The sequence below is a fragment of the Myroides phaeus genome, assembly GCF_009799805.1.
In the GTDB taxonomy this organism is placed as follows: Bacteria; Bacteroidota; Bacteroidia; order Flavobacteriales; family Flavobacteriaceae; genus Flavobacterium; species Flavobacterium phaeum_A.
This window is the reverse complement of record NZ_CP047050.1, coordinates 150284-163743: the sequence shown is the minus strand read 5'-3', so window position 1 is coordinate 163743 and position 13460 is coordinate 150284. Positions and strand designations below refer to the sequence as shown.

Genomic DNA, 13460 nt, shown 5'->3' with positions numbered 1-13460 from the left:
TAATTTTAGTGATTAATATTGGCTTTCAACAGTGGTGATTTTAGCATCTCCCCATAGACTTTCGATGTTATAGTATTCACGTATATGTTTTTGAAATACATGAACTACAACATTTACATAATCCATTAATATCCACTCTGCTTGTACTTCACCTTCGATATGCCAAGGTTTGTCGTGAAGTTCTTTTGATACTATTTTTTGTGTAGCACCAGCTATGGCATTGACTTGTGTGTTTGAATTTCCCTCACAAATAATGAAATAATCACAAGGAGTATTGTCAATCTCTCTTAAGTCTAATATTTTAATGTTCTCTCCTTTAACTGATTCAATTCCTTTGATAATGTTTGCGATCAATTCGTCGTTGTTGATATTCTTGTCTGCCATTTATTTTATTTCTTATTTATTCGCGATTAAATGTAATGTTAGCTAAATTTGGTTCCAAATATAATGAAACCGTTCTGAATAGACTATAATAATTTTGTATGAATATTATCAAACTCGATGCCATAGGGTCTACTAATACCTATTTGAAAGACTTACTTACAGTTTCTAACTTAGAAAACCTCACCGTTGTTTCGGCAGAAAATCAATTCGCTGGTAAAGGACAAAGGGGAAGTACTTGGACTTCTGAAGTGGGTAGTAGTCTAAGCTTTAGTGTTTTAATGAAGGATATCTTGTCTTCTCCAGAATACGTTTTTGATTTAAACGTGATGGTCGCTTTGAGTGTTTATCAAGCTTTAAAAAAAACTTATAACCTGCCATTTTATATAAAATGGCCAAACGACATTTTGTCATATAATAAGAAAATATGTGGCATATTGATAGAGAACATCATTAAAGCTAATGGAGAGACTCAATCTATTGTCGGTATAGGTGTCAATGTTAATCAAGAAAGCTTTGATGATTTTCCACAAGCAAGTTCAATATTTAAGTTAACTGGTGATAAAACTGATAAAGATGTTCTCTTATATACTATAGTGAATGAATTGAAATATTATAGCGAACAATATCTTAGTAAAGGTGGTGACTTTTTATGGGACGAATACCATTCTCATTTATATCGTATAAATACGCCTACCGTATTTGAAAATATTGATAATACTCGTTTTATGGGTATTATAAAAGGAGTAACTAAATATGGATTGCTTTGTATTCAGTTAGAGGATGATAGCATTCAAGAATTTGGGATGAAAGAAATAAAAATGTTGTATTAAAGAGATTTTTAATTTCCTTTTGAGAGTTCTTCTCTTACTCTAAAGACTCAATAAAATACTTTTCTGTATTAATATAAAAGCATCATTTTTACATTGAAAAAAGTCAATACTTTATTTTGTAAGTGTGTATTTTAGTAAGGAAATTATAGTTTCGTTGGACAATGCTCTGAGTATTGTCCGACTATTGTTCGACAAAATGTTTCTCAGCTCAGTAATGTCGGACAATAGTCGGATGATTGTCAGACAATAGTGCTCTAAGCCTTGTAAATGTTAGGGTTAGTTATCTATCTGGATTTGAGGAGGTGTTTTTCTTTTAATTACGTAAGTTGTTGGTTTATAGTTTGTTATTTCTGTTTTTTATATAGCGATGATAAGTAAGTCTTTTTTACTACTTTTTTAGCTAAAATGAGTTGAAAAAAGGTTTTTTTAGACTGTTTTTAGTCAAAAAGAGAAAAGTTTTAATTAAAGAAAATAGATTATTCTTTAATTATCTAAGATAAATAGACTTGTGTATAATGTTTTTTACTTAGAAGAAATGTAGTGTAAAGAGCTTTAATAATCTTATGAGAAGAACGAAAGTTTGTATTTCTTATTTTGGTAATGATTTATAGTTAATCTCATTTACTAAGTAGATAATACAGTTATGATGCAAAAAAAACAGAGATTAATATAGTAGACTACTATATTAATCTCTGTTTTGTAAGAAATAATGTTATTTTTCTGAAACGAACTTTAAAGAAATTGAATTCATACAATATCTTTCGCCAGTTGTTTCTTGTGGACCATCAGGAAATACGTGACCTAAGTGCCCGTGGCAAGTAGAGCAGACAACTTCCGTTCTAATCATACCGTGAGTTGTATCTCTAATATATTCAACAGAACCTTTGATTGCTTTGTCAAATGAAGGCCAACCACAGTGACTATCAAATTTAGTGTCCGAATCAAAAAGTTTTTGATTACATCCAGCACAGTGATAGCTTCCTTTTTCAAATAAATCATTGTACTCTCCTGTAAAAGGTCTTTCTGTACCCTTTTGTCTTAATACATAGTATTGTTCTGGAGTCAATGCTTGTTGCCATTGTTCTTCAGTCGTAGTTGTATCTTTCTTCATAATTGGTGTATTTTGATACGTTGTGTTTTTACAAGCTATCAAAGATAATATCATAAATAAGAAAAGGTAATATTTCATTATTCTATATCTTGAATAAAGTCTTTAATTCTTTCTATTACTTTTTTATCACCAAGAATCTTTCTATGACCTAAAGTCTGTGTTACCATTAATTGTGCGTCAACAGCATTCTTTTTAATTTGATAAGCAGCCTTTACGGGTACATCTAAATCATCTTCGTCGTGTATGATCAATAGAGGTATTTTAATTGTTTTAGCAGCATTGTGTACGCAATAGCTTTCCATTGTTTGATTAAACTGTTTCTCAAAACGTTGTTTAATTAATTTAGAAATAACTGGTTTTAGTTTAATTTGTTCAACGAAGTCATCTATTACATCTTCAACCACGTCACCACTTCCAATGATTACTGCTTTTTTAGCTTTAAAGCCATCTTTTAAAGCATTCATAGTAGTCATTCCGCCAAGAGAGTGTCCGATTACTAAATCAAAGGGACCGAATTGTTTTTCTACTTCAAAGGCAGAAGCAATAAATTCAGTCATATTTGTTTTCGTTTTTGGCGATTTCCCGTGTCCAGGTGCATCAAAACTTACGATGTCATAGCCCTGTCTCATTAGCATATTAGCTATTGTGATTAATTGCGTACCTCTACCATTCCATCCGTGAATCAAAAGAGCTTTTTTCGTAGCAGCTTTATTTGTACCATATTGGTATACAAAAATATCTTTCTTTAATTTAGGTACAGCTATTTCAGTTACAACACTTTTATCAAGCATTTCCTTCTCTCTTTTTGGTGGTTTAAATTTAAGAGGAGTAATAAATAAATTTTGAGCAAAACGAGTTGCTAAATTATTTGAAAATAGTTGTAGTGTTTTTCCTATTACTATTATGCTTTTAGGTATTTCAAGCGATTGTTTTGTTTTTTGATTTTGCATTATAATAATCTTGTAATGCTGTAAAATTACAAAATTAAAGTACTATGCAAGCCTACTATTTGGTGATATTCTCATTTATTGCAGTTTAAAGCGTTATCATTTCCAAATTTGGATATTTATTATGTTATAAATGAATCAGTTTTGTTTAAATAAAGGTGTTTTAAAGATAATTATTTGCCGATATTGATATCATACTGAGTAAGTAAGACAATAATAAATGCGAAGTAAAAGTTTTTTATATTGCTAAATCCTATTATTTTTGACAAAAAAATAGGTGGTATGAAAAAAGTATTTTTTGTAGCAGGTAGTGCTTTATTATTGGCAGCTTGTGCTACTAATCCTTTTACAGGAAAAAAAACAATGGCGTTTCAGTCAAATGCAAATTTATTTCCTATGGCTTTCCAACAATATGATGATTTCTTGAAAGAGAATAAAGCTGTTAAAGGAACAAAAGATGCAAAACGTATTGAAGAAGTAGGAACAAGAATTAAAGCTGCAGCCGAGAAATGGTTAACAGCAAATGGTCATGGTTCTTATTTAAATGACTATCGTTGGGAATACAATTTGGTAGATAATAAAGAGTTAAACGCTTGGTGTATGCCTGGTGGTAAGATTGTATTTTATACAGGAATATTACCAGTCTGTAAAACAGATGCTGGTATTGCAACTGTAATGGGGCACGAAGTATCTCACGCATTAGCAAATCACGGACAACAACGTATGAGTGCAAGTATGCTTCAGCAAGGTGGTGCAATCGCACTTGATTTGTTAACTCAAAACTCAAGTCCTATTGCAAAACAAACTTGGGCAGCAGCTTATGGATATGGATCACAAGTAGGAGGAATGTTACCTTTTAGTCGTGCTAATGAAACAGAAGCTGATAAAATAGGATTAACATTAATGGCAATTGCGGGATATAATCCAGAAGAATCTGTAGAGTTTTGGTCTCGTATGGCTGCTAAAACAGGAGGAGATGGAGGTTCTTCATTTATGAGTACTCACCCGAGTAACCATGAGCGTATTGAAAACCTTAAAAAATTAATTCCAGAAGCAAAAGCAGAAGCTGCAAAATTTGGTGTATATTTCAACAAGTAATATTTTATTAAATAAGCTACCTAATTAGGTAGCTTATTTTTTTGTTAAGCACTTGTACTATGACTCAATTTGTAAAAGGAGATAAGAAGTTGTTAAATGCTTGGGCATTTTACGACTGGGCTAATTCTGTATATGCACTTGTTATTTCGTCATCTATTTTTCCCCTCTACTATGGAGCTTTGTTTAGGGAGAGAGAGTTAGATCGTTTTCTTATTTTCGGACTTGATATTAAAAGTGAGTCTATTATCAGTTATATCACAGCAATTGGTTTTTTAATTGTTTGTATCATCTCTCCATTTTTATCAGGAATAGCAGATTACCTTGGGAATAAGAAATTCTTTATGAAGCTTTTTTGTGGAATAGGATCTATTTCTTGTATGCTTCTCTATTTTTTTAGCTTAGACTATATTCTACTCAGTTTATTGTTTTATATGTTCGGACTTATCGGTTTTTGGGGGAGTCTTGTTTTTTACAACTCTTATTTACCTGATATAGCCTTTCAAAACCAACAAGATAATATTAGTGCTAAAGGCTATGCTATGGGGTATGTAGGAAGTGTCATTTTACTATTGCTCAATTTGTTGTTAATAATGAAACACGAAACTTTTGGTTTTGATTCAGCTATGACTGCAATGCGCTATTCTTTTTTATTAGTTGGAATTTGGTGGATAGGCTTTAGTATCTACACCTTTAAATACTTGCCAGATTTTAAGAATGATAAAAAAATAACTAAATCCGTTTTTTTTAAGGGCTTTAGAGAATTAAAGAAAGTATGGGAGGAGTTACGTGGGTATAGTTCGTTGAAACGATATTTAGTTGCTTTTTTTGTTTATAGTATGGCGGTACAGACAGTAATGGTTATTGCTGCTTATTTTGGAGAAAAAGAAATCGCTTGGGAGACAGATAGTCAGCGTACTACAGGGTTAATATTAAGTATTTTAGTAATTCAATTAGTGGCTATACTTGGAGCATATGCAACTTCGGGGATGTCAAAAAAAATAGGGAATATTTATACGCTTTGTGTTTTAAATGCGTTATGGATATTTATATGTGTTTATGCTTATACTATTGAAACGCCAAATGAGTTTTATGTTGCAGCAGGATTTGTTGGGCTTGTAATGGGAGGAATTCAATCATTATCTCGTTCTACATATTCTAAATTGCTTCCTGATACAACTGATACAACCTCTTTTTTTAGCTTTTATGATGTAACAGAAAAGTTAGGTATTGTATTAGGAATGGCAATGTATGGCTTGGTGAGTGATATAACTGGCAAAATGCAAAATGCGATATTATTCTTAATTGTTTTCTTTGCAATAGGCTTTGTTTTACTGTTAAGAGTGCCAAATAAGAGAATGATTTAATAGATGATAGTAATTTTATTGTAAATTTGTTAAAGTTTTTTATAAAAGAAAGAATTGAAAGATGAAAAAAGGATATAAATATATTGTAGCAAGTTGTTTATTAATAGCAGGTTTAGGTTTTGTTTCTTGTGATAATGAAAAGATAGACCCTTTGTTAGAAAACAATGTTATGGTAGGTAAACCATTAGTAAATCTAAATATCGAAGGAGAGAACTATATGGAGCGTGAGAAAATTATAGCTACTGTAGATAAAAATAGAGAATTTACTTTAAGAGTTGACAATTTAGGAGAAACAGGAGAGGATTACTTGATTGTGAATATTAAGAAGTTTGTACAAGGGAATTTTCCTACTAATGTAAATGAATCAACTTATTATTCAAAAAAAGATGATACTGAGTACACTACAAAAGATACACTTCGTCCTAATTGGGTAACAGGTATTATTTCTATGTCATATATTAATAAAAATGCAAGAGTAGTTAATGGAGGAATTGATATTAAAAGTATGATTCCATTGAATTCAGATAACCCTAATTTAAAGGCATTCCCTATTACGGGTGATTTTTCAAACATCCCGTATTCGAGATTAGAAAAAACATATTTTGATGCTTTTATTGGTGATGAGCCAATGCAAAATTCAAAAGAGAATATTGCGATAGATGATAATAGTCTTGTGATTTCAGGAACAGATGAAGTTGGTAAAACACAGTCTCTTTTTATTACGTTTACAAAGGGTTTGGCTTTAAAGTCTAATACTAAGTATGAACAAGATACTTTTAAGGCTGTATATACTTCACCTGAAGGAGTTAAATATGTTTCTTTAGAAGAAAATAGAAAGGATTCATATTTGATTGTTGAAGATGTTGAAAATGATACTCAAAATTTGGTAGAGCCTTTACGATTAAAAGGAACTTTTGATTTGGTTCTTTTTAAAGAAGATGATAAGGATGTGAGTATCAGGGTAACAGAAGGGGAATTCTCTTTTTTGAAGGTTGAAAAAACAAATGAAACGAAATAGCTTGTTTCCTAATAGGTTAAGTTGTTAAATCCTTACACTATTTGTAAGGATTTTTTTATGGCATAAAGATTGGAATGTTAAATAGAGATTATAACTTATAAATTAATTTTTTGTTGGTTATCAGTTAGTTACGTTGTATGGTGTAGGATTAATACACAATATTATATGGCTATAACTGACAAAATGACGTAAATATAAATATGGCGGATCAAAAAATAATAACACTGGACAATTTGTCGTTACAAGATTTTGTTGATGGAGATTCTGAATTTATTCCAATTATGACTTCAGAAGATGAAGAGGAAATGAATAATGAAGAAATGCCTTTAGAAATCCCTATTTTACCATTGAGAAATATGGTATTGTTTCCAGGGGTTGTAATTCCTATTACAGCAGGAAGAGATAAATCAATTGAATTACTGAATAAAGCAAACAAGGGAGATAAAATAATAGGTGTTGTAGCCCAGAAGGATGAAGATGTAGATGACCCTACGGTTAACGATATTTATCATACAGGAACAGTTGCACGTATCATCAAATTATTAAAGCTACCTGATGGAAATATCACTGTGATTTTACAAGGTAAAAAACGTTTTGATATTGTTGAAATGGTAGAAGAGGAGCCTTTTATGAAGGCAACTATCAAAGAACGAGTTGAAACTCAACCTAAAAAAGGAGATAAAGAGTTTGTAGCTATTGTAGATTCGATAAAAGAACTTTCGTTAGAAATCATAAAAGAGAATCCTAATATCCCTTCAGAAGCTTCATTTGCAATTAACAATATTGATAGTAAGTCTTTTTTAATCAATTTTATTTCTTCAAACATTAGTTTGACAGTTGAACAAAAGCAAAACTTATTGTGTATTGATAATTTGAAAGATAGAGGACTTGATACTTTAAAAGAAATGAATTTAGAATTGCAGAAACTTGTTTTACGCAATCATATTCAAAGTAAAGTTCGCATTGATCTTGATCAACAGCAAAAAGAGTATTTCTTACATCAACAAATGAAAACTATTCAAGAAGAGCTTGGAGGCTTTTCAAATGAAGAAGAGTTTGAGGAAATGCGTAAAAAAGCTAAGAATAAGAAATGGAGTAAAGAGGTAAAAGAACGCTTTGAGAAGGAATTAATGAAATTTCAAAGAATGAATCCTCAAGTTGCTGAGTTTGGTATTCAACGCAATTATTTAGAGTTGTTATTGGAGTTACCTTGGGGGGAGTATTCTAAAGATAACTTTGACTTAAAAAATGCAGATAAAGTTTTAAATAAAGACCATTACGGAATTGAAGACGTTAAAAAGCGTGTTCTTGAACATATGGCAGTTCTTAAATTAAGAAATGATTTAAAATCACCTATTTTATGTTTATACGGACCTCCGGGGGTTGGTAAAACATCTATCGGGCGTTCTATTGCGAATGCTTTAGGTAGGGAGTATGTTCGTATTTCTTTAGGTGGATTGAGAGATGAAGCTGAAATTAGAGGACACAGAAAGACGTATATTGGTGCTATGCCAGGACGTATTATACAAAGTATTAAAAAGGCTAAAACGTCAAACCCTGTTTTCTTATTAGATGAAATTGATAAATTGTCATCAAGTCATAATGGAGACCCTTCTTCTGCTTTGTTAGAAGTATTGGATCCTGAACAAAACTCTGATTTCTATGATAACTTCTTAGAAATGGGGTATGATTTGTCTAAAGTTATGTTTATTGCTACTTCTAATAACTTAGGAACTATTCAACCTGCATTGCGTGATCGTATGGAGATTATTGAAATGACAGGATATACGATTGAAGAGAAGGTAGAAATAGGGAAACAGCATTTGTTGCCAAAACAATTGAAAGAGCACGGTTTAACAACTAAAGACTTGTCAATTGGCAAGAAACAAATGGAGTTTATCGTTTCAAATTATACAAGAGAATCTGGTGTACGTGGTTTAGATAAACAGCTTGCACACGTTGCTCGTGGTGTTGCTAAGAGCATTGTAATGGAAGAAGAGTACAATGTAAAAATGACAGAAGCTGATATTCGTAAGATATTAGGAACACCTCGTTTTGAAAGCGATAAATATGAGAATAATGATGTAGCAGGAGTTGTAACTGGTTTAGCTTGGACAAGTGTTGGTGGTGATATTCTGTATATTGAGTCTATTGTTTCTAAAGGAAAAGGTGATTTGTCTATTACGGGTAATTTAGGAACCGTAATGAAAGAGTCTGCTACAATTGCACTTGAGTATATTAAGGCTCACGCAGATGAATTAGGTATTGCTCAAGAGACTCTTGATAATTATAAAATACATATTCACGTTCCTGAAGGAGCAACACCAAAAGATGGACCAAGTGCTGGTATTACAATGTTAACCTCTATGGTGTCTTCTTTTACACAGAAAAAAGTAAAGAAGAACTTAGCGATGACAGGAGAGATTACATTGAGAGGGAAAGTATTACCTGTAGGAGGAATAAAAGAAAAAATACTTGCAGCTAAAAGAGCTAATATCAAGGAAATTATCTTGTGTAAAGACAATAGAAAAGATATTGATGAAATAAAAGAAGAGTATTTAAAAGGATTAACATTCCACTATGTAGATCGTATGGAAGAAGTAATTGAATTAGCAATTACTGATCAAAAAGTAAAGAATGCAAAGAAGTTTGAAGCTGTAAAAGCAAAATAACCTCTTTATGCTATATATTTAAAAGCACCAGATAATTCATCTGGTGCTTTTTTTGTTTAATGAGCTGGTGTTATTCTCATATTTTAGTGCGTAATTTTTTATATTACTTTACCTTTGTAAACAATTGTCAAAATCTTTATTAGAAAGCATTAGTAGCAACTAAGAATATTGCATAAAATGAACTATTGTTTGTTTGTAGTTATATTGATATTAAAAGTGTGAAAACGTGATTTAATCTGTTATATTTGACATTAAGTAAAAACAGAAATTAATTTTAAATTTTTCAATTTGAAAAAGATCACCATAGCGATTGATGGCTTTTCATCTACGGGGAAAAGTACATTGGCAAAATCATTGGCAAAATCACTGAGTTACGTTTATATTGATACAGGAGCTATGTATCGTGCAGTAACTTTATACGCCATGAGAAAAGGCTTTATTAAAGAAGGTCATTTTGACAAAGAGGCATTGATAGATTCCCTTCATTTAATTGAACTTCATTTTGAATATAATCCAGAGCGTGGGTTTGCTGAAATTTATTTAAATCACAGTAATGTAGAGGACATCATTAGAACATTGGAAGTATCTAATTTTGTAAGTCAAATTGCTGAAATACCAGAAGTGCGTAGAAAATTAGTTGAACAACAACAAAACTTAGGTAAATCTAAAGGTGTTGTTATGGATGGTAGAGATATTGGTACTGTCGTTTTTCCAGATGCAGAATTAAAGATATTTATGACTGCTTCTCCTGAGATTAGGGCTCAACGTCGTTTTGATGAGTTAATTGTGAAAGATGAGACAATCAAATTTGAAGATGTTTTTAAAAATGTTGTAGAAAGAGATAAAATTGATACAACAAGAGCAGATTCTCCACTTGTAATGGCTGTAGATGCAGTTGAGGTTGATAACTCAAACCTTACTCGTGAGGAACAATTCGACTTAATTTTAGAATTAGCGCAAAATAAAATTAAGTAGAGAGTTGATTTAAAGTACTTTGTAAACTATAAATAAAAGTATTTTATCTTTAAATTTGTTAAGACTGATATAATAAAACAGAAATGAATATAAAAATTAAATTGACGTTTATGAGCTTCATGCAATTCTTTGTATGGGGAGCATGGTTAATCACAATAGGGAACTATTGGTTTGGAACAAAAGAGTGGAGTGGTAGTCAATTCGGTATCATTTTCGCAACAATGGGAATTGCTTCTATTTTTATGCCAACACTTGCAGGGATAGTAGCAGATAAATGGATTAATACGGAAAGATTATATGGTATCTTGCATATTCTTTATGGGGTTACTTTATTCGGTTTAGTTCAAGTTGACGATCCAGGAACGTTCTTTTGGGTGATGTTAGTAGCAATGTGTTGTTATATGCCTACTATTGCTTTGAGTAATTCTATTTCTTATGATGTATTAAAAGGAAATGGTTTTGACGTTGTTAAAGACTTCCCACCGATTCGTGTGTTTGGTACAATAGGATTTATTGCTGCAATGTGGATGACAAACCTTACAGGTAATAAAGCAACCGAGTATCAGTTTTATATAGCAGGTGTAGGAGCAATTCTTTTAGGATTGTATTCTTTTACATTACCTAAATGTGAACCAAAAGGAGAGAAAGAAAGTGGTTCATTAATGGAGATGTTAGGATTAAATGCTTTTAAATTGTTTGGAAACTACAAGATGGCATTGTTCTTCTTCTTCTCAATGTTCTTAGGAGCTGCTTTGCAACTAACAAATGCTTATGGAGATGTTTTCTTAGATGAGTTTAAGTTTTTCCCAAAGTATGCTGATTCATTGGTTGTAAAGTATTCTACAATCATTATGTCAATTTCTCAGGTTTCTGAAACGTTATTCATTTTAGCTATTCCTTTCTTCCTTAAAAAATATGGTATCAAAACAGTAATGTTGTTATCAATGTTTGCTTGGGTATTAAGATTCGGTTTCTTAGGATTAGGAGATCCAGGTACAGGATTATGGATGATTATTATGTCTTGTGTTGTCTATGGAATGGCATTTGACTTCTTTAATATATCAGGTTCTTTATTTGTTGAGGGATCTACTGATTCTTCAATGCGTTCATCGGCTCAAGGGTTATTTATGATGATGACTAATGGGTTTGGTGCTGTATTAGGTAACTTAGTAGCAGGACGTCTTATTGATGTATACTTCTTACAACGCTTTACAGATGTAAGTAGTTTAGCTACCTATTTAGATACAACAACAGATAATAAAACATTATTATCTATGATTGCAGAGAAGGGATCTTCTGTTTTAACTGACGGTACATTAAGTACAGTAATTGAAATTAGAGATTGGGAACATATCTGGTTGACTTTTGCTGCTTATGCGTTGACTATTGCAATTCTATTTGCAGTTACATTTAAACATAAACACAATCCTGAAGAGATTAATATGTAATCTTTATAGGAGTTTAGATATTGAAAAGGCTTGCTGATTTTTACAATTAGCAATCCTTTTTTAATGAGATAAAATAAAACTAAAAAGCCTCGTAAACTTATGTTTACGAGGCTTTTTTATGTGATAGAATCTACTATAGACCCTTGCGTTTAGCAGCTCTTTTAGCTTCAACAGCTCTATTTCTTGGTTTAGTTTTTCTTGGTTTACGTTTACCAGGACCTCCTAAGTTTACTTTTTGGTTTTTGTCTTTCTTTTCGTGGAAAGCAGCGCCTTTTTCAATAGGCTTTTTAACTTTTACAAGTTGCTTTGCTTTTAGTTTTGATTTTTCAAACTCCATTAATTTATCAGAGATCTCGACTTCCTCAGGAATTTCCATTTCTCTAAGTTCTCTTTCCATCAATTCTTCAGCAGCCAATCTCATTTCTTCCTCTTTAGGGTCAACGAATGAAATAGCGATACCTTCTTTGTCTGCACGACCTGTACGTCCAATACGGTGAATATATTGCTCAGGAGACTCTGTAAACTGTAAGTTAACAACGTGTGAGATATCAGAAATATCTAATCCACGCGCCATAATATCAGTTGTTAATAATCCTCTTAACTCACTTGCTTGGAATTCAGCCATAGAACGCATACGGAAGTTCTGAGACTTATTAGAGTGAATAACAGTAAATTCTTCAGGGAAAGCTTCTTCTAATTTCTCCATTACTACATCAGCAAGACGTTTACTGTTGATGAAAATAAGAACACGGTTATATACCTCTTTGTCACTTAATAGATGCATTAATAAATTCATCTTAGTAGTGAAGTTAGGAACTACATAAACTTGTTGGTCTATTTTTTCTAATGGAGTACCTGAAGCGGCTAAAGAAACTTCTTCAGGGAATTCAAAGTAGTCATCAAGAATTTCATCAACTTCTTCTGTCATTGTAGCAGAAAACAAGATGTTTTGTTTCTTGTTTTTCATCATTGCTAAAATAGATGTTAGCTGAGTACGGAAACCTAAGTTTAAGATCTCGTCAAATTCATCAATAACTAACTTCTGTAAGTTGTCAAAGCGAAGTACCCCGTCTAATGCAAGGTCCATCATACGTCCAGGTGTTCCTACAAGGATGTCCACCCCTTCGTAAACAGCTTTACGTTGTGTATTGATATTTGTACCTCCGTACACTCCAAGTGTACGAACTGACATATATTTAGTAAGTTTCTCTGTTTCTTCAACTACTTGCACCACTAACTCACGTGTAGGTACAATGATTACAACTCTTGGAGTTTCAAATTTGGCAAACTTCCATTGCTTTAAAATAGGTAATAAGTAAGCGAATGTCTTACCTGTACCAGTTTGTGCAATACCCATCATATCTCTACCTGATAATATAACAGGAAAAGATTTAGCTTGAATAGGGGTAGGAGATTTGAAATTTAGCTCGTTAAGGGCTTTATCTAAAGCTTTCGGTAGATTAAATTGCTCGAAAGTATTCATACATCTTTGATATTTGGGCAAAGATACATTTTATTTTTTTGCCATATCAAAAAGTTGCACAAGCAATTATAGTTAAAAATATCCTTTTATAACTGATTTAAGGGCTATTCGCAATTCTTTTTGTATTTGA

General features: G+C 31.9%; 11 protein-coding genes. 7 read left to right on the top strand and 4 right to left on the bottom strand.

From position 1 onward, the window contains the following. Window positions 1–12 precede the first annotated feature (12 nt). Complete coding sequence (gene rsfS / locus GQS07_RS00670) at window positions 13–384, bottom strand: ribosome silencing factor (protein ID WP_090407460.1); 372 nt, start codon at window positions 382–384, stop codon at window positions 13–15. 98 nt (window positions 385–482) lie between these two features. Between rsfS and GQS07_RS00665 the strand changes: the two genes are divergently transcribed. Then, window positions 483–1214, top strand: coding sequence for a biotin--[acetyl-CoA-carboxylase] ligase (locus GQS07_RS00665; RefSeq protein ID WP_158209215.1), 732 nt, complete (start codon window positions 483–485; stop codon window positions 1212–1214). A 712-nt stretch (window positions 1215–1926) separates the two neighbouring features. On the opposite strand, the gene msrB is transcribed toward GQS07_RS00665, so the two are convergent. After that, the gene (msrB, locus tag GQS07_RS00660; RefSeq protein WP_158209214.1) at window positions 1927–2403 is read right to left on the bottom strand and encodes a peptide-methionine (R)-S-oxide reductase MsrB; all 477 of its coding nucleotides are present in this window, start codon (window positions 2401–2403) and stop codon (window positions 1927–1929) included. Next, window positions 2403–3275 (bottom strand): alpha/beta hydrolase, encoded by an 873-nt coding sequence (locus GQS07_RS00655; RefSeq protein ID WP_158209213.1) that lies wholly within the window; start codon window positions 3273–3275, stop codon window positions 2403–2405. The genes msrB and GQS07_RS00655 overlap by 1 nt, the downstream gene beginning before the upstream one ends. A 279-nt stretch (window positions 3276–3554) precedes the next feature. Between GQS07_RS00655 and GQS07_RS00650 the strand changes: the two genes are divergently transcribed. The 6 genes from GQS07_RS00650 to GQS07_RS00625 all read left to right on the top strand — a co-directional run bounded on the left by GQS07_RS00650 (window position 3555) and on the right by GQS07_RS00625 (window position 11847). Next, the gene (locus tag GQS07_RS00650; protein WP_158209212.1) at window positions 3555–4370 is read left to right on the top strand and encodes a M48 family metallopeptidase; all 816 of its coding nucleotides are present in this window, start codon (window positions 3555–3557) and stop codon (window positions 4368–4370) included. A gap of 59 nt (window positions 4371–4429) precedes the next feature. Further along, window positions 4430–5734, top strand: a complete 1305-nt coding sequence (locus GQS07_RS00645) for an MFS transporter (protein WP_158209211.1) — start codon at window positions 4430–4432, stop codon at window positions 5732–5734. A gap of 61 nt (window positions 5735–5795) precedes the next feature. After that, the gene (locus GQS07_RS00640; protein WP_158209210.1) at window positions 5796–6752 is read left to right on the top strand and encodes a hypothetical protein; all 957 of its coding nucleotides are present in this window, start codon (window positions 5796–5798) and stop codon (window positions 6750–6752) included. A gap of 200 nt (window positions 6753–6952) precedes the next feature. Beyond that, window positions 6953–9424, top strand: a complete 2472-nt coding sequence (lon, locus tag GQS07_RS00635) for an endopeptidase La (protein ID WP_158209209.1) — start codon at window positions 6953–6955, stop codon at window positions 9422–9424. Window positions 9425–9712: 288 nt separating this feature from the next. Further along, window positions 9713–10399, top strand: coding sequence for a (d)CMP kinase (gene cmk / locus GQS07_RS00630; RefSeq protein ID WP_158209208.1), 687 nt, complete (start codon window positions 9713–9715; stop codon window positions 10397–10399). Between the two features lie 83 nt (window positions 10400–10482). Then, window positions 10483–11847, top strand: a complete 1365-nt coding sequence (locus GQS07_RS00625) for a nucleoside permease (RefSeq protein ID WP_158209207.1) — start codon at window positions 10483–10485, stop codon at window positions 11845–11847. Window positions 11848–11980: 133 nt separating this feature from the next. On the opposite strand, the gene GQS07_RS00620 is transcribed toward GQS07_RS00625, so the two are convergent. Next, window positions 11981–13330 carry a DEAD/DEAH box helicase gene (locus GQS07_RS00620; RefSeq protein ID WP_158209206.1) on the bottom strand — a complete coding sequence of 450 codons (1350 nt, stop codon included), beginning with the start codon at window positions 13328–13330 and terminating at the stop codon, window positions 11981–11983. Window positions 13331–13460 lie beyond the last annotated feature (130 nt).